Origin of the sequence: Serinicoccus chungangensis (assembly GCF_006337125.1) — a bacterium.
GTDB lineage: Bacteria > Actinomycetota > Actinomycetes > Actinomycetales > Dermatophilaceae > Ornithinicoccus > Ornithinicoccus chungangensis.
On the sequence record NZ_CP040887.1, the window covers coordinates 215,490 to 238,186 of the forward strand.

At 72.8% G+C, this 22,697-nt stretch carries 20 protein-coding genes and 1 pseudogene; 12 read left to right on the plus strand and 9 right to left on the minus strand.

Annotated features, from left to right (window positions below; all coding sequences use genetic code 11):
* Window positions 1-213 precede the first annotated feature (213 nt).
* Both FHD63_RS00920 and FHD63_RS00925 read left to right on the plus strand, forming a co-directional pair.
* Window positions 214-489 carry a WXG100 family type VII secretion target gene (locus tag FHD63_RS00920; protein ID WP_139719355.1) on the plus strand — a complete coding sequence of 92 codons (276 nt, stop codon included), beginning with the start codon at window positions 214-216 and terminating at the stop codon, window positions 487-489.
* A 205-nt stretch (window positions 490-694) separates the two neighbouring features.
* A complete protein-coding gene (locus tag FHD63_RS00925; RefSeq protein ID WP_139719356.1) occupies window positions 695-1,903 on the plus strand; it encodes an ATP-binding protein in 1,209 nt (402 codons plus the stop codon).
* 178 nt (window positions 1,904-2,081) lie between these two features.
* Here the strand turns inward: FHD63_RS00925 and FHD63_RS00930 are convergent, their stop codons facing one another.
* Together FHD63_RS00930 and FHD63_RS00935 are read right to left on the minus strand one after the other, a co-directional pair.
* On the minus strand, window positions 2,082-2,747 hold the full coding sequence (locus FHD63_RS00930; protein WP_139719358.1) for a dihydrofolate reductase family protein: 666 nt from the start codon (window positions 2,745-2,747) through the stop codon (window positions 2,082-2,084).
* Between the two features lie 90 nt (window positions 2,748-2,837).
* Entirely contained in the window at window positions 2,838-3,752 is a 915-nt protein-coding gene (locus FHD63_RS00935) for an aldo/keto reductase (protein WP_174964877.1), read from the minus strand.
* 131 nt (window positions 3,753-3,883) lie between these two features.
* On the opposite strand from FHD63_RS00935, the pseudogene FHD63_RS16125 reads away from it, so the two are divergent.
* The 3 genes and pseudogenes from FHD63_RS16125 to FHD63_RS16835 all read left to right on the plus strand — a co-directional run.
* Window positions 3,884-4,531, plus strand: a pseudogene (locus FHD63_RS16125) (Type 1 glutamine amidotransferase-like domain-containing protein); the annotation flags it as partial.
* Window positions 4,532-4,633: 102 nt separating this feature from the next.
* Window positions 4,634-5,338: a DinB family protein gene (locus FHD63_RS00940; RefSeq protein WP_275100659.1), complete on the plus strand. Its 705-nt coding sequence runs from the start codon at window positions 4,634-4,636 to the stop codon at window positions 5,336-5,338.
* Between the two features lie 171 nt (window positions 5,339-5,509).
* Window positions 5,510-6,349: a LysM peptidoglycan-binding domain-containing protein gene (locus FHD63_RS16835; protein ID WP_139719360.1), complete on the plus strand. Its 840-nt coding sequence runs from the start codon at window positions 5,510-5,512 to the stop codon at window positions 6,347-6,349.
* An 86-nt stretch (window positions 6,350-6,435) separates the two neighbouring features.
* Here the strand turns inward: FHD63_RS16835 and FHD63_RS00950 are convergent, their stop codons facing one another.
* The 3 genes from FHD63_RS00950 to FHD63_RS00960 all read right to left on the minus strand — a co-directional run bounded on the left by FHD63_RS00950 (window position 6,436) and on the right by FHD63_RS00960 (window position 9,648).
* Entirely contained in the window at window positions 6,436-6,939 is a 504-nt protein-coding gene (locus FHD63_RS00950) for a hypothetical protein (protein ID WP_139719361.1), read from the minus strand.
* 150 nt (window positions 6,940-7,089) lie between these two features.
* Window positions 7,090-7,593, minus strand: coding sequence for a DUF427 domain-containing protein (locus FHD63_RS00955; protein ID WP_139719363.1), 504 nt, complete (start codon window positions 7,591-7,593; stop codon window positions 7,090-7,092).
* Window positions 7,594-7,641: 48 nt separating this feature from the next.
* Window positions 7,642-9,648, minus strand: a complete 2,007-nt coding sequence (locus FHD63_RS00960; RefSeq protein ID WP_139719364.1) for an acyltransferase family protein — start codon at window positions 9,646-9,648, stop codon at window positions 7,642-7,644.
* Between the two features lie 65 nt (window positions 9,649-9,713).
* Here FHD63_RS00960 and FHD63_RS00965 point away from each other — a divergent pair, with 65 nt between their 5' ends.
* Window positions 9,714-10,247, plus strand: a complete 534-nt coding sequence (locus FHD63_RS00965) for a DUF3806 domain-containing protein (protein WP_139719366.1) — start codon at window positions 9,714-9,716, stop codon at window positions 10,245-10,247.
* Between the two features lie 37 nt (window positions 10,248-10,284).
* Here the strand turns inward: FHD63_RS00965 and FHD63_RS00970 are convergent, their stop codons facing one another.
* Together FHD63_RS00970 and FHD63_RS00975 are read right to left on the minus strand one after the other, a co-directional pair.
* Complete coding sequence (locus FHD63_RS00970; protein ID WP_139719368.1) at window positions 10,285-12,063, minus strand: potassium channel protein; 1,779 nt, start codon at window positions 12,061-12,063, stop codon at window positions 10,285-10,287.
* 15 nt (window positions 12,064-12,078) lie between these two features.
* Window positions 12,079-12,465 carry a DUF6394 family protein gene (locus FHD63_RS00975; RefSeq protein ID WP_139719370.1) on the minus strand — a complete coding sequence of 129 codons (387 nt, stop codon included), beginning with the start codon at window positions 12,463-12,465 and terminating at the stop codon, window positions 12,079-12,081.
* A 45-nt stretch (window positions 12,466-12,510) separates the two neighbouring features.
* On the opposite strand from FHD63_RS00975, the gene FHD63_RS00980 reads away from it, so the two are divergent.
* The 6 genes from FHD63_RS00980 (at window position 12,511) to FHD63_RS01005 (ending at window position 20,622) form a co-directional block, all read left to right on the plus strand.
* Entirely contained in the window at window positions 12,511-13,041 is a 531-nt protein-coding gene (locus FHD63_RS00980; protein WP_238705717.1) for a SprT-like domain-containing protein, read from the plus strand.
* Between the two features lie 292 nt (window positions 13,042-13,333).
* Window positions 13,334-14,590: an ABC transporter substrate-binding protein gene (locus tag FHD63_RS00985; protein WP_338056416.1), complete on the plus strand. Its 1,257-nt coding sequence runs from the start codon at window positions 13,334-13,336 to the stop codon at window positions 14,588-14,590.
* A complete protein-coding gene (locus tag FHD63_RS00990; protein WP_139719375.1) occupies window positions 14,587-15,789 on the plus strand; it encodes a carbohydrate ABC transporter permease in 1,203 nt (400 codons plus the stop codon). The genes FHD63_RS00985 and FHD63_RS00990 overlap by 4 nt, the downstream gene beginning before the upstream one ends.
* Entirely contained in the window at window positions 15,786-16,649 is an 864-nt protein-coding gene (locus FHD63_RS00995) for a carbohydrate ABC transporter permease (protein WP_139719377.1), read from the plus strand. Before FHD63_RS00990 ends, FHD63_RS00995 begins: the two co-directional genes overlap by 4 nt.
* Window positions 16,650-16,767: 118 nt before the next feature.
* Window positions 16,768-18,735 carry an alpha-amylase family protein gene (locus FHD63_RS01000; RefSeq protein WP_139719379.1) on the plus strand — a complete coding sequence of 656 codons (1,968 nt, stop codon included), beginning with the start codon at window positions 16,768-16,770 and terminating at the stop codon, window positions 18,733-18,735.
* A gap of 381 nt (window positions 18,736-19,116) precedes the next feature.
* On the plus strand, window positions 19,117-20,622 hold the full coding sequence (locus tag FHD63_RS01005; protein WP_139719381.1) for a UDP-N-acetylmuramoyl-L-alanyl-D-glutamate--2,6-diaminopimelate ligase: 1,506 nt from the start codon (window positions 19,117-19,119) through the stop codon (window positions 20,620-20,622).
* Here FHD63_RS01005 and lgt read toward each other — a convergent pair.
* Both lgt and FHD63_RS01015 read right to left on the minus strand, forming a co-directional pair.
* The gene (gene lgt / locus FHD63_RS01010; protein ID WP_139719383.1) at window positions 20,619-21,503 is read right to left on the minus strand and encodes a prolipoprotein diacylglyceryl transferase; all 885 of its coding nucleotides are present in this window, start codon (window positions 21,501-21,503) and stop codon (window positions 20,619-20,621) included. The two genes, FHD63_RS01005 and lgt, sit on opposite strands and share 4 nt — an antisense overlap.
* Before the next feature lie 88 nt (window positions 21,504-21,591).
* Window positions 21,592-22,665: an enoyl-CoA hydratase/isomerase family protein gene (locus FHD63_RS01015; RefSeq protein ID WP_139719384.1), complete on the minus strand. Its 1,074-nt coding sequence runs from the start codon at window positions 22,663-22,665 to the stop codon at window positions 21,592-21,594.
* Window positions 22,666-22,697 lie beyond the last annotated feature (32 nt).

A 22,697-nucleotide genomic window follows, 5' to 3' on the forward strand; every position in this document is an offset into this window, starting at 1 on the left:
CGGGTCGCACGCCCCGGCCCTGCTCCACCGCCCCCGTCCGACCCCATCGGCATGATGCTGCCAATATGGCCGATTGGCTCGAAGAGGACGGGGATCGGCTGGACACCGCCCCCCCGCGCTGCCTAGTGTGAGATCAGATCGCACCGCCGAGGGTGCATGTGGGGGGTGCGGTCGGGACCATTTCCACGAACCCTCGGAAGGGGAGTACCAATCATGGCCGTTGGTGGTGAACTCGCGACTCTGCGAGACCTGCACAAGACGCTCGACACCTCCGCCCTGGACATCCAGCGGGTGTCCGAGGACATCGACAAGTCGCTCAACAGCACCGTCTGGACGGGCGCCAACTCGGAGAAGTTCAAGGACGCCTGGCAGACGTTCCGGCCGACGCTGACCCCCAAGCTGGTCGACGCGCTCAACGAGGCCAAGGAAGACATCAAGACGCAGCACAACAACCTGGCCGCCGCCACCGGCGAGTCGGACCGCATCTGAGGTCATCCGTCGGCAGGGGCCGGGGAGCGCGAGGCGCGCCCCGGCCCCTGCTGTCTGCCCGGGGCCCGGGGCCCGGAGCCGGCCGGACCCGAGCCGCGGACGGCGAGGACGGCGGACGGCGACGACGGGTGAGCTCGTCCGACCGACGATGACCTCGTCTGCGTGTCTCTGACAGATCTGCTAGAGAACCGCATACGGTGCCATCGTGGATCCGATCCGAAACCCCTACGCCCCCGGTGCCGGCCAGCGGCCCCCCGAGCTCGCCGGCCGGGACGAGCAGCTCGACCGCTTCCGGGTGGTGCTCGAGCGCATCCAGCGCGGCCGCCCCGAGCGCTCCATGGTGCTCACCGGGCTGCGCGGTGTCGGCAAGACCGTGCTCCTCAACGCGCTGCGCGGCGCCGCCGTGCGCTCCCGCTGGGGGACCGGCAAGTACGAGGCGCGCCCCGAGCAGGGGATGCGGCGCCCCATGGCCGCGGCGCTGCACGTGGCGGTGCGCGAGCTCGGGCACCCGCAGGGGGACGAGGTGGACCACGTGCTGGGCGTCATCAAGGCGTTCGCGCAGAAGGACCAGCCCGGCGCCAAGCTGCGGGACCGGTGGAACCCCGGTATCGACGTCGCCGCGGTCACCGGGCGCGCCGACTCCGGCGACATCGAGATCGACCTCGTCGAGCTGCTCTCCGACGTCGGCGGGCTGGCGGCGGACGTCGGCAAGGGCGTGGGCGTCTTCATCGACGAGATGCAGGACCTGCAGCCCGACGACGTGTCGGCCATCTGCGCCGCCTGCCACGAGCTGAGCCAGTCCGCGCTGCCGGTGATCGTCGTGGGCGCCGGGCTGCCCCACCTGCCCGCGGTGCTGTCGGCGAGCAAGTCCTACTCCGAGCGGCTCTTCCGCTACACCCGCATCGACCGGCTCTCGCGGGAGCAGGCCGAGCGGGCGCTGCAGCTGCCTGCGGAGGACGAGGACGCCACCTGGTCGCCGGAGGCGCTGTCGGCGATGTATGCCGCCACCGGTGGGTACCCCTACTTCCTGCAGGCCTACGGCAAGGAGGTGTGGGACCTCGCGCCGGAGTCGCCGATCACCGCCGAGGACGTGCGGGTGGCCGGGCCGGAGGCCGAGGCCGAGCTCGCGGTCGGCTTCTTCGGCAGCCGCTACGAGCGGGCCACCCCGGGGGAGCGGGAGTACCTGCGGGCGATGGCCGACCTCGCCGCGCAGCGGGTGGAGACGGGCGAGGAGATCGACGAGATCGAGTCGGTCGCGACCGCCGACATCGCCAGCCACCTGGGCCGCAAGCCGCAGTCGCTGTCACCGGCGCGGGACGCGCTGCTCAAGAAGGGCCTCATCTACTCCGGGGAGCGCGGGCGCATCGCCTTCACGGTGCCGCACTTCGGCCGCTACCTGCGCGAGAACACCTGAGGGATCGGCCGGTGCCGCCGACACGCCGACGCAGATCGGCTCAGGTGCGCACGTGCGCACCTGAGCCGCGCCGGACGGGCGTGTCGCCGGACCTGCTGCCACGGTCAGGCACGCGGGCCCGGGGCCTGGTGAGGTCTCAGGGCCCGCAGACGCACCTGCGGGAGCGGTGGTCGGCCGGTCACGCCACGGACCCCCCGGGGGCGCGGGTGAAGATCAGGTGCGTGACGCCGCGGCGCGAGGAGACGGCCTCGACGTCGTAGCCCGCCTCGACCCCCTCGAGCCCGTCCCACAGGCGCACGCCCCGGCCCAGCACGAGAGGGACCTGGACGAGGTGCAGGTGGTCGACGAGCCCTGCGGCGAGGAAGTCCCGCAGGACGGTCGGCCCACCGCCGATGCGGACGTCCAGCCCGTCCGCGGCCTCCTGGGCCACCGTCAGCGCCTCCCGGGGCGAGGCCTCCAGGAAGTGGAAGGTCGTGCCGCCCGCCATCTCGACCGGGGGCCGGGGACGGTGCGTCAGCACGAAGGTCGGGGTGCGGAACGGCGGCTCCGGCCCCCACCACCCGCGCCAGTCGGGGTCGTCCTGCCACCCGGGCGGGCCGAACTTGTGCGCCCCCATGATCTCGGCACCGATGTCCACCGAGTGCTGCTCGGCGAGGGCGTGGTCGACGCCGGTGGAGCCGCCCGACCCGTCACCGGACACGACGGACGCGCCGAAGCGCGTCGCGATCATCCACTCGTGCAGCCGCTGGCCGGCGTGCCCGAAGGGCGCCTCCGCGGACTGCGGCTCGCCGGTGGCGAAGCCGTCCAGCGAGATGGAGAAGTTGTGGACCCGGGTCCTCGTCATCGGTGCTCCCTTCCTGCTGCAGCCACCCGGTCGGCGGCCCCTGACCTACCGACGGGTCCCACGCGGCATCCTCATCGGTCCCGCGAGACCTCACCGGCGCCGCCGGACCCGGCTGCGGGCGAGGGCCAGCAGCGAGCTCAGGTCGCGCTGGCCTCCGTAGATGGTCATCGCGCGGTGGTCGCCGTAGTCCGCGATCGGCTCGACGCCGCGCAGCAGGTCCATGTCCTCCTCGGTGATGGTGAAGTCGACCTCGGTGTTGGCGCGCAGGTGCGCGGGGTCGGCGGACTTCGGCAGCGGCACCAGCCCGAGCTGCAGGCAGTAGCGGAGGGACAGCTGCGGCACGCTCACGGCATACCGCTGCGCCACCCGCGCGACCTCCTCGTCCCCGAGCAGCTCGCCGTGCGCGACCGGGGAGTAGGCCTCGACGAGGATGCCGCGGTCCTGGCAGTGCCGGATGAGCTCGTGCGGGGTGTTGCGGATGTGCGCCAGCACCTGGTTGACCATCGGAGCGACGGTGCAGCCGTCGAGGACGTTCTCGACGTCGTCGACGTCGAAGTTCGACAGGCCGATGGCCCGCACCTTCCCGGCCGCCAGCGCCTCCTCCAGCGCCCGCCAGACCTCCCGGTTCTCCTCGAGGTAGCGCTCCGGGCCGTGGAACCTGCGCCAGGGACGGGGGCTGTGGACGAGGACGAGGTCCAGGTGGTCCAGCCCGGTCCGGCGCAAGGACGCGTCGATCCCGGCGGCGGCCGCGTCGTGGCTCTTCGCGCCGGCGTCGACCTTGGTCGTGACGAAGACCTCCTCCCGCGGCACGCCGCTGGCGCGCACCGCCCGACCCACCCCCCGCTCGTTGCGGTAGGCCGGGGCCGTGTCGACGTGCCGGTAGCCCAGGCGCAGCGCCTCGCCGACGGTCTGCACGACGTGCGTGTCGTCGATGAACCAGGTGCCGAGCCCGAGCCGGGGGATGCTGACCCCGTTGGCCAGCGTGGACGTCTCCTGCAGGATCATGCGCCTCGCCTCCTCCGGGTCGCTGCGCGGTCGGCGCGGACGGGTCTACTCTTCCTCATGCCGCCGCGCGCCGTCGGTCGGACCGACCGGCGCCGAGCGGCATCCTCGGGCGGCACGGCGAAGGGACCGGTATGAAGCTCCTGCTCACCTCGGGCGGGGTCACCAACCCCAGCATCGAGCAGGCCCTCGTCTCGCTCCTGGGCAAGCCCGTCGCCGCGTCGACGGCCCTGGCCATCCCGACCGCGACCTACGGCCACACGATGTGCGACCCCGGGAACGCCTGGCGCTTCCTCACCGGTGCGTCGGGCGCGATGTGCGGCCTGGGCTGGGCCTCCCTCGGCGTCCTCGAGCTCACCGCGCTGCCCAGCGTGCCCCGCGAGCGCTGGGTGCCCTGGGTCGAGCAGGCGGACGCGCTGCTGGTCGACGGCGGCGACGCGACCTACCTCGCCCACTGGATGCGCGAGTCCGGGCTCGCCGACCTGCTGCCGGCGCTGACGGACACCGTGTGGGTCGGGCTGAGCGCCGGCAGCATGGTGCTGACCCCCCGGATCGGTGAGCCGTTCGTCACCTGGCGCCCCGAGGGCTGGAGCGACGAGACGCTCGGTGTCGTGGACTTCTCGATCTACCCGCACGTCGGGATGAACCCCCTGGAGGGCGCGGACCGGTGGCTGGCACCGCTGGGGGTGCCCGCCTACGCGCTCGACGACCAGAGCGCCGTCCAGGTGGTCGACGGGGAGGTCACGGTCGTCTCCGAGGGGGTCTGGCGGCACCTGCCCGCGGTCGACGGTGGAGGCCGCGGCCAGCGGAGGGACGAGGAGGACCGCGGGGCGACCCCGGCGCCGGAGGAGCCGCCCGCCCCGCGCGAGTTCCGGGGGGAGGACCTGAGCGGCGCGCGCTTCGTGGGGTGCTCGCTGACCGGTGCCGTCCTGCGCGGCGTCGACGTGGACGGGGCCGAGATCGACGCGCCGTGGCTGCTGGAGGGCGACGGGACGCTGCAGGTGAACGGGGTGGACGTCGCGCCCCTCGTCGACGCCGAGCTCGACCGGCGCTTCCCCGGCCGGGCGCTGCGCCGGGCCCGGGACCCGGAGGGGCTGCGGGAGGCGTGGGCCGCACTGGAGGTCGCCTGGGCGGCAGCCGTCTCGCGCGCCGAGGGTATGCAGCCCGGGACCGTCGACATCTCCGTCGCCGGGGAGTGGAGCTTCGCGCAGACGCTGCGCCACCTCGTCATGGCGACCGACACCTGGCTGGGCAGGGCGGTGCTCGACCTGCCCGACCCCTACCACGCCCTGGGTCAGCCGAACGACGAGTACGCCCTGGACGGGCACGACCCCGCGGTCTTCCACGAGACCGACCCGAGCTGGGAGCGGGTGCTGCAGGTCCGCGCCGAGCGGGTGGCAATGGTCCGCGACCACCTCGCCACCGTCACGGCGGGTGACCTCGAGGTGCCGCGGAACAACCCGTGGGCGCCGGCATACCGCGAGTCGACGCTCTCCTGCCTGCGGACGATCCTCGAGGAGGAGTGGGAGCACCTGCGGTTCGCGACGCGCGACCTGGACGTCCTCGACGCCAGGGGCACGGGGACGTGAGCAGTCTCACGTGCTGACCCGTCGACGCTGGTCAGCGGGGTGCTCCGCCGGTTCCTGACCGGAGTCTGACCGCGAGGTGGGCGCCACGTCCAGACTTCGCCGTCACGGTGGAGACGGTCGTGGGGGAGCCTGCGGCCGCTTCCCTGTACTCGACCCCCCTGAGGTTCCACCATGAAGCACCGTGCCATCCGCAAGCCCCGTCTCGGGGCGCTCGCCCTCGCGACCGGCCTCACCGCCCTGACCGGCGTCGTGTCCGCCGGGTCTGCCCAGGCCGCCAGCGGCGAGACCTGGGACGCCGTCGCCCAGTGCGAGTCCGGCGGCAACTGGAGCATCAACACCGGCAACGGCTACTACGGCGGGCTGCAGTTCGCCCAGAGCACCTGGGAGGGCTTCGGCGGCACGCAGTACGCGCAGCGCGCCGACCTCGCCTCGCGGGAGCAGCAGATCGCCATCGCCGAGAACGTCCTGGCGGGCCAGGGCCCCGGTGCCTGGCCGGTGTGCAGCGTGGAGGCCGGCCTGACCGCGGGCGGTCCCGCCCCGGCCGAGCCCGCGCCGTCCGAGCCCGCGCAGCCCGCGGAGCCGGCCCCGGCCGAGCCCCAGCAGCCGGCGCAGCCCGAGCCCGCGCAGCCGCAGCCGGCCCAGGAGGCCGCCCCGCAGCAGCCGGCCCAGGAGGCCGCCCCGCAGCAGGCGCCGGCGACCGAGCTCGCCGAGCACGTCATCGCCGGCGGCGAGACCACCGCGAAGATCGCGCACCAGCACGGCACCACGGTCGCGGACCTGGTCGGCATCAACGACCTCGCCCACGGCGGCGCACTGATCTTCACCGGCGACGTCATGCTCGTCCCGGCGCACGGCGCCGACACCGCCGCGGGCAGCTACACCGTCCAGCCCGGCGACACGCTGGCGCAGATCGCGGCCGAGCACGGCACCGACGTCCACGCGCTGGCGGCGGCCAACGACCTGGACGACCCGGACCTCATCATCGCGGGCCAGACCCTGTCGATCGGCTGACGCGACGCACGGTGGCCCGGACCCCGACCCCCTCGCTCGCGCGACGGGGTGGGGTCCGGGCCACCGGCATACCCGGGGGTCCGGGGTCAGGCCGCGCAGGCCTCCTCGAGCTCGGACTGGGCCGCCTCGGAGTCGGACACGTCGACGTCGGGGATCGCGATGACGTCCTCGGTGCGGGTCCCCTCCTCGACGACGGCGTCGTTGACCTCCTCGAAGGGCGCGTTGATGCGCTCCAGCAGGGCCGCGTGGTCCCCCTCTGCCTCCTCGGCCAGCGTCATGAGACGGCCGGAGAGCAGGGTCACCTCGGAGAAGCCGACGGGGTCGAGGTCGTCCCCGGAGCTCACGACGTCGCGCTGGGTGGCCGCGCGCTCGCTGAGCGGGGTCCCCTGGCCGGCGAAGAAGCCCTGGCAGGCGGGGTCGTCCGCGACCGCCATGCCCTCCTCCGACTGCTGCGCGTCGTCCTGCTCCTGGGTGCTCTCCTGCTGGGATGAGCTCTCAGGGGTGGTGCCCGCGTCCTCGTCCTCGGCCGAGCAGGCGGCGGTGAGGACCGCCAGGCTCATCACGGTGGCCATGGTCAGGGCACGTCGCATCAGATCATTCCTCCTTGGTGGATGGTCGCCGTCCGACATGGACGGCGCGAACCGCGCGCATCGAGGCCCCCAGCCGCGTCACGTGCGAGGATCCACCCTGCCTCACCCGTCCCGCCGCGGCGCGACCGGGTCGGCCGAGCCCGGTGCGGGCTACCAGCCGTGCGTGCCCGGCGCGCCCTTGAAGGGGCCCCGCACCCGGGAGGTGATCCACCCGCCGTAGAAGCCGCCCTCCTGCGGCTGCACCCGCTCGCCGTCGACGTAGCAGCCGTCCTCCGGGTCGCTCGCCCCGTCGATGGCGCTGGGCATGACGGCCGCGTAGTCGGCGATCTCGCGGAAGGCCGGGGTCGGGTCCGGGTAGGTCCAGGCCGCCCGGCTCAACCGGGTGTCGCCCGCGACGAGGTCGAAGTAGGTCGCCGAGCCCTTGAACTCGCAGGTCGTGCGGCGGTTGTCGCGGGCCGGCTGCAGGACCCCCGTGACGAAGGCCCCGAGCGGGAGGTAGTAGGTCGGCGGGTGCGAGGTCTCCAGCACCCGGATCGCCGCCACGGTCTCGGCGATCGTCTGCCCGCCCACCCGGATGACGACGTGCTCCCCTCCGGAGGTGTCCACCGCCGGAGGTCGCGGGTAGTCCCAGACGGACTCGGTCTGTGCAGGCATACCCCGACCATAGGGGCGCGCGGCCTGTCGTGACCAATGGGTCGCCGCTCACCCGCGCCGGTCGAGGACCTCGGCGAGGGCATCGCCGAGGGGGGCGGCGAGCTCCCGCGACCGGGTGCCGCTGAGGTGGTTGCCGTCGGCCCACACCAGGGTGCTGCCGTCCACCGCGGGGCACCAGGCGTCCGGGCAGAGCTCCTCGGTGAGGTCGAGCAGCCCCACCTGCGGGGCCTGCTCCAGCGCCAGCCGTACCGGTGGGGCGGTCAGGTCCTGCGAGGGCCCGAGCGGCCACCCGCACGCCGTGAGGTCCTCGAGGTGCGCGGCGACGCACTCCGGCGGGTCCTGCTCGAAGCGGGGCGTGGGGGCGATCGTCGCGACGGGTGCCCCCGAGGCGCCCAGCGCCTGCCAGGCGCGGGCCATGCCGCCGGCCATGAGCGCGTGACCGTCCTCGGAGCGGACCACCTCCCCGTCGACCCACAGCCGGGGTATGGGCACCTGGGCCGTGACGACGGCGGCGGGGGGGTCGGCGACGACCGACCGCGTGACCTCGTGCAGCCAGGAGCGGCAGTCCTCGCGGGGGTCCGACCCGGCCATGGGGACGACGTCCGCCGCGGGGCACGACGTCCTCGCCACCAGCTCCACGCGCCACCCTCGCTGCCTCCCGGCCTCCGCGAGCGCCGGCATCCACATCACCGCGTGCGAGTCGCCCACCAGGACCACCCGGGTGTCGCTCTCGACGTCGCCGTCCACGCAGACCGTCGCCGAGCCTGCGCCGCCCAGGTTCGCGCACCCGTCGTAGAAGGGGGTGTAGACGTCCTCGCGGGCGGAGGCGGGCGCCGGCTGCAGCTGCTGCGCCTGGGCCGGGACGGTGGACAGGACCCCGCCCGGCGTCGTCGTGGCCGTCGCCACGAGCACGGCGCCGACCCCCGCGGCGCCGGCGACGGCATACCCCGTGACGGTACGGCCGAGTGCCCGGGAGGTCTGCCGCACCGGCGCGGGCGGGATCCGCCCACGGAACGGCGTCTCGACGAAGCGGTAGGACAGCCAGGCGACCGGGAGCGTGAGCGCGAGGACGAGCAGGTTGACGCCCCACGGGAGGGTCTCGGCGCCGAGCAGGGCGCCGGCAGCGACGAGCAGCGGCCAGTGCCAGAGGTAGAGCGAGTAGGACACGTCGCCGAGCCACCGGGCCGGTCGCAGGCCCAGACCCCGGTCGACCACGCCACCGGCCCGGACGAACGGTCCGCCGAGGAGCACGGCCACGGTCCCCAGCGTCGGTGCCAGCGCCGCGGTGCCGGGGAACGCCGTCGTCGCGTCGAGGAGGACCGCCGAGGCGAGCACGGCGCCCAGACCCAGGAGCACGAGCGCAGCCGCGGCCGAGGGACCCGGACGCCGGGCGGCCCACCAGGGCCAGAGAGCGCCGAGGACGGCGCCGAGCGCGAGCTCCCAGACCCGGGTGGTCGTGACGAAGTAGGCGCGGCCGGGGTCGGCCTGCGACAGCCAGGCGGACCAGGCCAGCGAGAGCGCGCCGGCGACGCCGGCGACCGTCGCCACGCGGGCGGTCGCCGACCCCCGGCCGAGCCGGACCGGCGCCGCCACCGCGAGGGCGAGCACCACCGGCCATACCAGGTAGAACTGCTCCTCCACGGCGAGGGACCAGAAGTGCTGCAGCGGTGACGGGGCCGAGTCCGCCGCCAGGTAGTCGACGGAGCGGGCGGCCAGCCGCCAGTTGACGACGTAGACCGTGCTCGCCGCGAGGTCGCCGGCGATGTCCCGCCACCGGGTGCTGGGGAGCAGGGTGACGGTGAGCAGCGCCACTCCGAGGAGCGCCACCGCCGCTGCCGGCAGCAGCCGCCGGGCCCGGCGGAGCCAGAACCGGGGGAGGTCGAGGCGACCTCGCTCGGTGACCTCGGCCAGCAGGATCCGGGTCATGAGGAACCCCGAGACGACGAGGAAGACGTCGACCCCGACATACCCTCCGGTGAGCCCCGGGAGCCCCGCGTGCCACAGCAGCACCAGCGCGACGGCGACCGCCCGGAGGGCCTGGATATCTGCGCGCATCGAACCGGTGTCCCCGCATCCTCGTGGTCCCCGCGCATCCTACGCCCGGGCGCTACGCTTCCCGGATGAACGATCGTGCGGGCCGTGTGTCGGCCGGGCTCGACAAGGTCCGGAACCTGCTCGGCCGGTCCCGGCCGACCGACGACGAGCCCCGGGTGCGGGCCCTGCCCGACCCCGGCGAGGGCTCCGTCGGCGAGCTGCCGCTCACCCCCGAGTCGCGCAAGATCGGCGAGGCGGAGCGGACCCGGATCGACGCCGGACTGGCCGCGGTGGCGGCGGACGGCGTGGACGTCGACGACCTGGCGTCCATCAGCGCCGGGCTGGACCGGGCGCTGGCCGCCTGGCTCGCGACCCGGGGCGCCGACGGGCACCACGACGAGGTCGTGGAGCGGTATGCCGTCGCCGTCGGGGAGCACCTGCACCGGCACACCGACCTGGCCTGGGAGGTGGTCACCGACGTCTTCGGCACCGACCTCGCGGTCGCCGCGGGCGACTTCGTCGTCGTCCCCTCCAACCTCGTCGCCGTCCGCTGGATGCGGCGCGAACGCGCGTGGGTCCCCCAGGTCGTGGGGCACATCGTCGAGGTCCGCAGCCGCTGACCCTCGGGACGTCTCGACGTCTCGACGTCTCTTGGCCTCAGCCCTCGTCGGGCGGGGGGACGGGCCCGCGCGAGGCCGTGGCCCTCTCCCGGCCGGTGACCTTCTGCAGCTGGCGGAAGACCCAGGCCGTGGCGACCTCGCGGCCGGTGGCGACGTACTCGACGGCCGAGTCGTGGAAGACCGTGGAGCGGACCACCGCCAGGTCGAGCTCGCGGCCCAGCAGCAGCAGCGTGTCGCCCTCCTTGAGCTTCTCGTCCATGCCCGGGGTGAAGACGCGGCGTCCGGCGCGCACCAGCACCGCGGGGTAGACGGCCAGCCGCACGTCGCGCTCGTCCGGGTCGCGCACCAGGTCGCCGAGCGTCAGCTCGTGCTCGTTGAGCCACCGCACCACGGCCGGGGCGCTCGTGAAGTCGAGGTCCAGGCGGGTGGAGATCGGGGTCTCGTCCCCCACCACGGCGACGATCTCGTCCATGACCCGGCGGTCCCACTCGTCGTCCTCGTGCAGGACGTGGTCGATGAAGCTCCAGTAGTTCGGCGAGGTGATCCGGGCGACCGCCTCTCTGGCGAGCAGCTCGGTGGGGATGAAGACCGAGTCGGCGTCGAAGGCCTGCAGGGGCGCAGCGTTGACCGCGGAGTTCTGGCGCACGGCGATGAAGAGCTGGTCGTTCTCGATCCGCGCGTGCGCGGCGTTGGCCATGTTGACGATGTCGGACTCGGCCCCGGCGATGAACCCCACCGCGTCGGAGACGTCGGGGCGGCCGTCCGCGGGGTCGACGAGGATGACGTCCAGCCCGGCGCTCTCGAGGTCGCGGGTCACCTCGAAGCCGAAGGTGCCGTCGGCGCAGACCACCCACTGGCCGTCGGTGAGGTGCGAGAGACGGTGCGGCAGGTTGGAGCCGCGCTTGCTCATGAGCCAGGACGCCAGCCGGAACCCGGCCGGACGGCGCAGCGCCATGACGAGGTAGGCGCCGTAGCGGTCGAAGGGGTTGATGATGACGTCCGCGGCGAAGTCGTGCATCTGCTGGGCGTGCTCGCGGTCGCTGCAGCGCGCGATGACCATGAGCTCGGGCCGGAGCAGGTTGACCGACATGACGACCGACAGGTTGGTCTCGTCGCTGTCGGTGAGGGCGAGCACCGCCTCGCAGTGGTCGTGCCCCAGACCCGCGAGACCGAGCATGCGCGGGTCCCGCCCGCTGGCGGCGAAGCCGGGGTGGTCGCTGGAGTAGCCGTCGAGGGCGAGCTGCTGGACCCGCTCCGGGTCCTCGTCGAGGACGACGAAGTCGCGGCCCTGGTCCTCCAGCGCCCGGCACACCGCCTCGCCGGCCTGGCCGTAGCCGACGACGAGGACGAAGGGGTTCTGGATGCCGCGCACCTTGCGCCCGAAGCGCTGCAGCCGGATGGCCTGGCGGAAGGTCTGCTCCTGCGACAGGGACAGCAGGGCGCCGATGCTGTAGGACCAGGCGATGACGCAGGCGTAGATGGTCGCCGTGACCCACATCCGCTGGGCGTAGCTGAACTCGTGCGGCACCTCGCCGTAGCCGATGGTCAGGCCGGTGTAGCTGATGACGTAGAAGCTGTCGAAGACGGCCAGCCGCTCGGGGTTCTCCTCGGTGCCCGGCATCATGCTGAGCCCGAAGGTCATGATCGCGAAGACGCTGACGATGACGACCAGCGGCGTGCGCATGCGGCGCAGGACGAGGAAGACCGCGTCGGTCGTCGGCAGCTCCATCGGCACGTCGACGCGGTAGCGGCGCAGCGAGTCCGGGCGCGGCCGCGCCGGCTTGCCGCGGCCGAGGAGCTGGAGGAGGTTGGCCATCGTGGGCGGCGCCGCTCAGCGGCGGCGGTAGGAGACCGTCTCCACGACGAGCAGGACGATGGACACGATGTTGGCGAGCAGCGCCCCGGCCGCGATGGAGACCACGCTGCTCATGTGCTGACCGGTCAGCCCGCCCGGGTCGACGTGCCGGGCCCAGATCCACACGAGCGCGGCGACGATGAGCTGGATGCTGGCGACCAGCGAGGTGGCCAGGTGGACCGCGCCGATCTGGGTGCGGTCCCCGAACTTCAGGATGGTCGCGATGATGTTGACCACGACGGCGGCGTACAGCTCGTAGACGTTGTGCAGCCGAGGGTTGTCGATGTCGCCGAGGACGTACCCGAAGTTCAGGGTCGCCGCCAGCAGGACGAAGAAGCCGAACACGACTTTCTCAAGGTTCACAGCCACGACGATAACGCCGCTGGTCTGTCGGTGCGGCTTTCTAGGATGGTAGGCGTGGAACTCGACGAGGCGGGGGCGCTGGCCCGGGGGTTGATGAGGCAGCACGGTCTGGCGGGCTGGGGGTTCGGCTTCGACCGGGCGAAGGTCCGCGCCGGGGCGTGCCACTGGACGGACCGGCGGATCACGTTGAGCCGGGCCATCACGGTGGCGCACGACGAGGGCCAGGTGCGCGAGACCGTCCTGCACGAGGTCGCGCACGCGCTCGTCGGTCCCGGCCACGGCCACGACGCGGTATGGCGTGCCCGTGCCCGCTCGCTGGGGGCGACCGGGGAGCGGTGCTACGCCGTGGGGGCGGACGGTCCGGTGGTGCCGGGCCGCTGGCAGGGCCGGTGCGCGGCCGGGCACGTCGTGCAGCGGCACCGTCGACCCACCCGGGTCCTCGTCTGCACCCGCTGCCGGGGGGTGCCGGTGCGCGACCGGGTCATCGGCTGGAGGTTCGACGGGCGGGAGGTGACGCCCTCCGAGCTGGGGCCGCACGTGGCCGCGGCGATGCGCCGGCTGGAGCGGTCGACGTAGCGTCCGGCGGGGGCGGGTCGGGGGCGCTGGTGCCTGCGTTCCGTGACCAAAGCGTGACCTCTCGGGGGCCTATAGCACGCCGGGACTGCGCTAGGTTCCGAGAGAGTTGCTCATGTGATGCATCCCTGTTCCGTGAGGCGGTGGCCGTGGGCGCTGACGGAGAGAGGAGCCAATGGTGGCGACTACGAGGTGGCGACGTGCCGCGGTCCCAGCGCTCGCAGCAGCGCTCGGGCTGACCCTGACGGGATGTCTGCAGAACCCTGAGGCCGGGTCCGGGGGTGGAGTGGGAGCCGTGGGAGCCGAGCCCGAGGAGGGCGACGGGAGCGTGAGCATCCTGGGCGCCTTCGGTGGGGCCGAGGAGGAGCTGTTCAACGCCTCCCTCGAGGAGTTCGAGCAGGAGTCGGGCATCACCATCGACTACGCGTCCGACCAGGACTTCACCAACACCATCCAGGTCCGGGTCGACGCCGGCGACGCCCCGGACATCGGGCTCTTCCCGCAGCCCGGTGGTGTGCTCGACCTCGCCGAGCGCGGGGAGCTGGTGCCGATCGACGCGATGCTCGACTACGACGAGATCGACCGCACCCTGGTCAACGGCTTCCTGGACTCGGTCCGCTTCGACGGGCGCGTCTACGCCGCCCCGATGCGCATGGCGGTGAAGTCCATCGTCTGGTACCCGAAGGGTCCCTACGAGGAGGGCGGCTGGAACACCGAGCCGGCCAACCTGGAGGAGCTCGAGGAGGTCGCCGACCAGATCCAGACCGACGCCGACACCCCGCCCTGGTGCATCGGGTGGCAGTCCGACCAGGCGACCGGGTGGGTCGGCACCGACTGGGTGGAGGAGTACATGCTCCGCCTGCACGGCCCGGACGTCTACGACGACTGGATCTACCACCGCATCCCGTTCAACGACGAGCGGGTCGTCGAGGCGATCGAGGCCTACGGCGAGCTCGCCAACGAGGAGGGCAACGTCCTCGGCGGCGCCCGGGGCATCCTCAACACCCCGTTCGCCGAGGCGATGAACCCCGCCTTCAACGACGACCCCGGCTGCTACCTCATGCGGCAGGGCAACTTCGCCACCACGTTCTTCCCCGAGGACGTCCAGGAGAACCTCGACGAGGAGGTCGGCATCTTCGTCTTCCCGCCCGCGGCGGACGGCTTCGACGGCCAGCCCATCCTCGGCGGCGGCGACCTCGCAGCGGCGTTCACGTACGACACCGACGTCGCCGCGGTGATGGAGTTCCTGGCGTCCGACGAGTTCGGCGGGCCGTGGGCGGAGGCCGGTGGGTGGCTCAGCCCGCACACCACCTTCGACACGAGCCTCTACCCCGACGAGGTGACCCGGCAGATCGCCGAGTTCGGCTACACCGCGGACGTCTTCCGCTACGACGGTTCCGACGTCATGCCCCGCGAGGTGGGCTCGGGCTCGTTCTGGACCGGGATGGTCGAGTACCAGAGCGGCGAGAAGACCGCGCAGGAGGTCGCTGACGACATCGAGGAAGGCTGGCCCGAGTCGGCCGACGCGAGTGAGGAGGGCGAGGACCAGTGAGCACGACATCATCGACCCCTCCCGTCGGGGAGGAGGTACCCCAGGCACCCTCGGACGAGGGCCCCGGCGGGGCAGGAAACGTCGGACCCTCCGACGCCGGGCTGCAGCCGGCCAAGCTCGTCATCGGCGTCCTCGGCATCGCCGTCTCGGTCTGGCTCATCGGCAACCTGTTCCTCGCGTTCGCGTGGTACCCGCAGTGGTTCTTCGACAGCAAGATCCTCATGGGTGTGCTGGGGCTGGTCGTCGGCGTCGGTGGCGCCGCCGTCCTCTTCTGGTTCCTCAACATGGCGATCGAGGCGCTCCCGCGGCGGCTGGAGCACGGGGTCATGCCCTACGCCTTCCTGCTGCCCGGGTTCTCCCTCATCGGGCTCATGCTGCTGTTCCCCACGGTGCAGACGATCCACTACAGCTTCGCCAACCGGAACTCCACGGCCTACGTCGACCCGATCTGGGCCAACTTCACCAGCCTGTTCCGCAGCGGCGACTTCTGGTCGGCGATGTTCAACAACCTGCTGTGGATCGCCATCGTGCCGGCGGTCACCGTGTCGCTCGGCGTCGTCGTCGCGGTGCTGGCCGACAAGCTGTCGGCGGCCAGCGAGAAGTGGTCGAAGAGCTTCATCTTCATGCCGATGGCCATCAGCTTCGTCGCCGCCTCGGCGATCTGGCTGACGACCGTCTACGGTTACCGTCCTCCGGGTGAGCCGCAGACCGCGGCGCTCAACGCCATCTGGGTCAACTGGTTCGGCCAGGACCCCGCGAGCTGGCTGGACATCGACACCGCCCGTCTCAACAGCCTGCTGCTCATGGTCATCCTCATCTGGCTGCAGACGGGCTTCGCCATGGTGCTGCTCAGCTCGGCGATCAAGGGCGTCCCCGAGGACACCCTGGAGGCGGCCCGGATCGACGGCGCGTCCGAGTGGCAGATCTTCTGGCAGGTCATCATCCCGCAGATCTGGGGCACCATCGTCACCGTCTTCATCACGGTGCTCATCCTGGTGATGAAGGTCTTCGACATCGTCTACGTGCTCACCAACGGGCGCAACAACACCGATGTCATCGCCAACATGTTCTTCCGGGAGATGTTCACCAACCGCGACGCCGGTCGGGCGACGGCCCTCATCGTCGTCCTGCTCGTCGCGATCATCCCCATCCTGATCTACCAGGTCAGGGACTTCCGCAAGCAGGAGGCCATGCGATGAACGCCGGACGGCTCAAGGACGGGCGCCAGCGCAGCCCCGTCTCGATGGTGACGATGTTGCTGCTGTCCCTGCTGTGGACGCTGCCGACCCTGGGTCTGCTCGTGACCAGCTTCCGCAGCCGGGACGACGCGCTCAACAGCGGCTGGTGGTCGGCGTTCTTCAACCCGTTCGGCACCTCGTGGACCTTCGACAACTACACCCAGGTCTTCGAGCAGGCCGACATGGGCAACGCCTTCCTCAACGGGATCGTGGTGGCGGTCCCGGCGACGATCATCCCGATCATGTTCGCCGCCTTCGCCGCCTACGCGTTCACCTTCCTGCAGTTCCGGTTCAAGGAGACGCTGTTCATCATCATCGTGGCGGTGATGGTGGTGCCGATCCACGTGGCGTTCCAGCCGTTGCTCAACCTCTTCGGCCCCAACGGCCTGGGCATCGCGGGGCAGTACCTCGCGGTGTGGCTGCTCCACACCGGCTTCGGCATGCCGCTGTGCATCTACGTGCTGCGCAACTACATGTCCTCGCTGCCCTACAGCGTGGTGGAGTCGGCGCGGATCGACGGCTGCTCCAACTTCCAGATCTTCTGGAAGCTCGTGGCGCCGATGGCCATGCCGGCGATGGCGGCCTTCGCCACCCTGCAGTTCCTCTGGGTGTGGAACGACCTGCTCATCGCCAAGCTGTTCCTCAGCAACGACAACACCACGGTGATCGTCAAGCTCCAGCAGCTGCTGGGCACCCAGGGCCAGGGCGCCGAGCTGCTGACCGCCGGTGCCTTCATCTCCATGGTGCTGCCGATGATCGTCTTCTTCGCGCTCCAGAACTTCCTGGTCCGCGGCATGACGAGCGGCGCCGTCAAGGGCTGACCCCGGTCCACGCCCCAACCTCACCGTCGAGCGGGCGAGAGATCCCACCTGGAGCTCTCGCCCGTTCGGCGTGTCCGATGATTGGATGTGACCCGTGACACGTGAACTCCCCTGGCCCGTGGCACTTCCCGCGGAGGCCCGCGCCCGCACCGAGGCGGTCCTCGCCCCCCTGCCCGAGCACCGCCGCACGACCTTCGCCCTGCGGGTGGCGCGCTGGTGGGACGACCTCGTGGCCGGGCTCGCGCCCTACCCCGACCCGCCCGCGGTGGCGGCGCGGGTGCTGGAGCTGGCGGCGACGGCATACCGCGACCGCGACGACGAGCTGCACCTGCTGGACCAGCGCCGTTCCCTGGAGCCGGACTGGTTCCAGCGCCCGGACGTCGTGGGCTACGCGGGCTACGCCGAGCGGCTCACCGACGAGGGCACCCTCACGGCGCTCGCCGGGCTGGCCGACCACCTCACCGGGCTCGGGGTGCGCTACCTGCACCTCATGCCCCTGCTGCAACCGCGCCCGGCCCCCAACGACGGCGGGTATGCCGTCGCCGACTACCGCTCCGTGCGCGCGGACCTGGGGTCGATGGACGACCTGCGGGCGCTCACCGCCAGCCTGCGCGAGCGCGGCATCAGCGTCTGCCTCGACCTCGTGCTCAACCACGTCGCCCGCGAGCACGCCTGGGCCCGGGCCGCGCGGGAGGGCGACGAGCACTACCGCCGGTACTTCCACGTCTACCCCGACCGGGAGGTGCCCGACGCCTACGAGCGGACCCTGCTCGAGGTCTTCCCGGACTTCGCACCCGGCAACTTCACCTGGGACGACGAGCTGGAGGGGTGGGTCTGGACGACCTTCAACGACTACCAGTGGGACCTCGCCTGGGACAACCCCGACGTCTTCGCCGAGCTGGCCGACGTCATCCTCTTCCTCGCCAACCAGGGCGTGGAGATCCTGCGGCTGGACGCGATCGCCTTCCTCTGGAAGCGCCTGGGCACCCAGTGCCAGAACGAGCCCGAGGTGCACCAGCTCACCCAGGCGCTGCGGGCGCTGGCCCGGATCACCGCGCCGGCGCTGGTCTTCAAGGCCGAGGCGATCGTCGGCCCCAACGAGGTCGTGCACTACCTCGGTCAGGGGCAGCACCACGGCAAGGTCTCCGACCTCGCCTACCACAACAGCCTCATGGTGCAGATCTGGTCGATGCTCGCCAGCGGTGACGCTCGGCTGGCCACCCACGCCCTCGGGCGCTTCCCCGCCGTCCCGGCCAGCACGGCGTGGATCACCTACCTGCGCTGCCACGACGACATCGGCTGGGCCATCGACGACGACGACGCTCGCTCGGTCATGGTCGACGGCCACGGCCACCGCACCTTCCTGTCCGACTACTACTCGGGGGAGTTCCCGGGCTCCGGGGCGACCGGGCTCGTCTTCCAGCACAACCCGGCCACCGGCGACCGCCGCATCTCCGGGTCGGCCGCGAGCCTGAGCGGGCTCGAGCGGGCGCTGGAGCTGGTGGACGGCGCGGTCGACGAGGAGGGCGCCGCGGAGGCCGAGCACGCGGTCGACGAGGCGGTGGCCCGGCTGCTGCTCGGCTACGCCGTGGTCTACGGCTTCGGCGGCATCCCGGTCATCTGGTCGGGCGACGAGATCGCCAGCCTGGGCGACGCCGACTGGGACCAGGTCCCCGAGCACGCCGCCGACAACCGCTGGGTCCACCGGCCCCGGCTGGACCGGGAGGAGGTCGCGGCCGCCCTGGCGACGCCCGAGTCCGCCCCCGGACGCGTGCTGCGGGGTATGCAGCACCTCGCCCGGGCCCGGGCGTCCCTGCCCCACCTGCACGCCAGCGTCGGGGCGCGGGTCGTCGCGGCCCCGGACGCGGCGGTCTTCGTCGTCGTGCGCCGCCACCCGGTCGGGGTCATGGTGCAGCTCTACAACCTCACCGCCGGTCCGCGCACCGTCCCCGGGTGGTGGGTGCGCGAGCAGGGCCTGTCGGTGGACCGGACCGTCGACGCCCTCAACGGCTACCCGCCGAGCCTCACGGCCGACGGCTCGGTCTACCTCTCGACCTACCAGCCGGTGTGGCTCGTGCACGCTTGACGCATACCCCCGGGGGTATCTAAGGTGGTCGTCAGGACGCCGCGACGGCGTCCGACGACCGACCGAGGAGCATCCCGTGTGCCGAGCAGTCACCTGCAGGACCTGCGGCAGGACCACCTGGGCCGGCTGCGGCCAGCACGTCGACCAGGTGCGGCGCGGGGTGCCGGCGGGGCAGTGGTGCGACGGGCACGAGAGTGCCGCGCAGCCCGCCGGGGGCCTGCTCTCCCGTCTCCTCGGCCGCTGACGACCGCGTTCCCCTGCGCGGTCCCGACGCCGGCCGTCCTCGCCCCATCCCTGTTCGCGAGGGCGGCCGGCGTCCCTCCCGGCGTGTGCCCGCCCGGGCTCGCCGGGTGCGGTCCGCTCCGGACATAGGGTGTCGCCATGCAGCTGAGCGACCTCGCCGCCACCCTGGGGGCCCGTGTCGTCCCGGGCCCTGAGGCCGACGACGTGGACGTCACCGGGGTGAGCCACCAGGCGGACTGGATCCGGCCGGGGGACGCCTTCGTCGCCATCCGGGGAGCCCGCTTCGACGGGCACACCTTCATCGACCGGGCGGTGCGCGACGGCGCGGTCGCGGTCATCGGCGAGGGGCTGCCCGACGGCGCGACCTGCCCCGTGCCCTACCTGCGCGTGGAGGCGGTGCGGCCGGCGCTGGCCGACGCGGCCACCGTCCTCGCCGGGCGCCCGAGCGACGCGCTGCGGGTCGTCGGCGTCACCGGCACCGACGGCAAGACCACCACCTCCTGCCTGGCGCTGCACCTGCTGCGGGAGGCGGGGCGGGCCAGCGGCCTGCTCTCCACGATCGGCTACCAGCTCCCCGACGGCGTGCTCCTCCAGCCGCCCTCGCACTTCACCACCCCCGAGGCCCCGCAGGTGCAGCAGATCCTGCGCGACATGGTCGACGCCGGCGCGACCGACGCGGTGGTCGAGAGCTCGAGCCACGCCCTGGCGCTGGACCGGGTGCGCGGGGTCGACTACGACGTCGCCGTGTGGACCAACCTCACCGGTGAGCACCTGGACTTCCACGGCACGATGGAGCAGTACTTCGCCGACAAGGCCCGGCTCGTGCAGCGGGCGCGGCACAGCGTGCTCAACGTCGACGATCGTCCCTGGGTCGAGCAGCTCGTGCCGATGGCGACCGCGGACGGGCACGGCGTGACGACCTACTCCGCCGAGGGGAGCGCGGCCGACTGGCGCGCCACCGACGTCATCGAGGGCGCCGAGGCCATCACCTTCACCGTGCACACGCCGCAGGGGGAGGCGTCGGCGCGGCTGCCGATGATCGGCCGCTTCAACGTCGCCAACGCGCTGGCCGCGATGGCCGGCGTCGCGGCCCTGGGTGTGCCGCTGCCCGAGCTCGTCGCCGGGCTGGCCACCTTCGGCGGGGTCGCCGGGCGGATGGAGATGGTGGAGCGTGCGGACGACGACCCGCGGGTCATCGTCGACTTCGCCCACACCCCGCCGAGCCTGGAGAAGGCGCTGGAGACCGTGCGGGTGACCACCCGGGGCCGCCTGTGGGTCGTGCTCGGCTCGGCCGGCGGTCCGCGCGACCCGTCCAAGCGGGCCCCGCTGGGCCGCGTCGCGACCCAGCTCGCCGACCACGTCGTGCTCACCGAGGAGGACTACCGCACCACCCCGCTGCAGGAGATCCTCGAGGAGATGGAGCGGGGGGCGCACGAGGCCGGCCGCGACAACTACGTCTCGATCGGCGACCGCACCGAGGCGATCAGGTATGCCGTGCGGGAGGCCGCGCCGGAGGACACCGTGGTGCTGGCCGGCAAGGGCCCGGAGGAGACCATGGAGCGCGGCACCGAGCTGGTGCCCTGGGACGAGGTCGCGGAGGCCCGCCGGGCGCTCGCGGCCCGTCGCGGCGAGGACGTCGGCTAGCCGGCCGGCTCCTCGACCGGCTCGGTCACCTCGACCTCCGGCCGCCGCAGCGCCCGGACGACGAGGACGACCCCGGCCACGACGAGCGGGATTGTCAACCACTGGCCCATGTTGAGGCCCGTGGCCGCGGCGAACTCCGACAGCTGGGCGTCCGGCTCGCGGAAGAACTCCACGACGAAGCGCGCCAGGCCGATGCCGATGGCGAAGACGCCGGCCAGCAGGCCCGGCCGCCAGCGCGCGCGGGTGCGCCAGAAGAGCCAGAAGAGGACGAGGACGAGCAGGGCGCCCTCCAGGGCCGCCTCGTAGAGCTGGCTGGGGTGCCGGGGCTGCTCACCGGCACCGGGGAAGACCATGGCCCACGGCACGTCGCTGGGCCGGCCCCACAGCTCGCCGTTGATGAAGTTGGCGATGCGGCCGAGCATCATGCCGATGGGCACGTTGACCGCGATGTAGTCGGTGACCCGCAGCGGGCTGAGGTGGTGGCGCCAGGTGAACCACGCCATGGCCACGAGGACCCCGATGAGACCGCCGTGGAAGCTCATCCCGCCGTTCCACGGCTGCAGGATCTCCCACGACGTCCACAGCGAGGGGTTGTAGAACGTGGCGTAGCCGAGCCGACCGCCGATGATGATGCCGAAGACCACGCCGATCATGAGGTCGTCGAGCTGGTGCGGCGTGATGGGGCTGCCCGGCGCCTTGGCCATCCTGGCGAAGTGCCAGTAGCCGAGCAGGATGCCGACGAGGTAGGCCAGCGCGTAGTAGCGCAGCGTGAAGAACCCCAGGTCGATGCCGGGGGAGAGCCCCAGGTCCTCCCAGCGCAGCGGTGAGTCGTCGCCGGAGGCGGTCGCGGCCAGCAGGGCCAGGTCGGTCAGGATCGGCACGAGCGCGACGATAGCCGGTGGGCCTGGGTATGCCGTCGCCGCCGCGGGGTGGCGCCCGTCCGGTCCGGCGCCGGCGTCCCGGGTCGGCTCAGGTGCCGAAGGCCGCCAGCACCTCGGCCCGGGTGACGTCGGCGAGCGAGGCGTGCTGCCAGCGGGGCTGGCGGTCCTTGTCGACGAGCTGGGCCCGGACGCCCTCGGCGAAGTCGGGGTGGGCCGCGAAGACCGGGCCCAGCCGCAGGTCCTGGGCCAGGACCTCCTCGACGGTCATCGACTCCGCCCGGCGCACGGCCTCCAGGGTCACCGCCACCGAGTGGGGGGAGCGGGAGCCGACGAGCTCGGCCGCCTCCCGGGCCGCGGGCTCGGGGTGCTCGCGCAGCCGCCGCAGGATCTCTGCGGCGTCGTCCCCGCGGTAGCACTCGTCGATCCAGGACCGCTGCTGGGCCAGCCAGGACGCCTGCGACGGCGCCGTCTCGTCGTGGGCCGAGGTCAGGGCGGCCAGCGCCCCGGCGTCCCGGGTCGGGTCCTCCCGGAGCGCGGCGAGGACCCGCTCCTGGGCGCTGCTCGGCACGACGGCGTCGGCCATGCCGAGCAGCAGCGCGTCCGCCCCGCCCACGGGCGCGCCGGTGAGCGCCACGTGGGTGCCCGTCTCGCCGGGGGCGCGGGAGAGCGGGTGCAGCCCGGCCACGTCGGGGAAGAAGCCGATGACCACCTCGGGCATGGCCAGCTGGGTCCGTTCGGTCACCAGCCGCACCGACCCGTGCGCCGAGATCCCGACGCCGCCGCCCATGACGATCCCGTCCATCCAGGCGACGTAGGGCTTGGGGTAGGACGCGACCAGGGCGTCCACGGCGTACTCCGCCTCCCAGTAGTCGAGCGCCTCCTGCTCCCGGCCGGCGAGGACGGCCTCCCGCAGCGCGCGCACGTCGCCCCCCGCGCACAGCCCGCGCTCCCCGGCGCCGTCGAGGACGACCGCCCGGACGCGGTCGTCGTCGGCCCAGGCCCGCAGCTGGTGCAGCAGCGAGTCGATGCTGGGCCGGTCCAGCGCGTTGATCGCGCGCGGCCGGTCGAGGCGCACCCGCCCCAGCGGGCCGTCGACGGCATACACCACCCCCGCGCCGTGGCCCTCGGCCGGCTGCCAGGTCAGGGAGGCGTCGTCGCGCATGCAGGCAGGCTCTCACGACGCACGTAGACTCG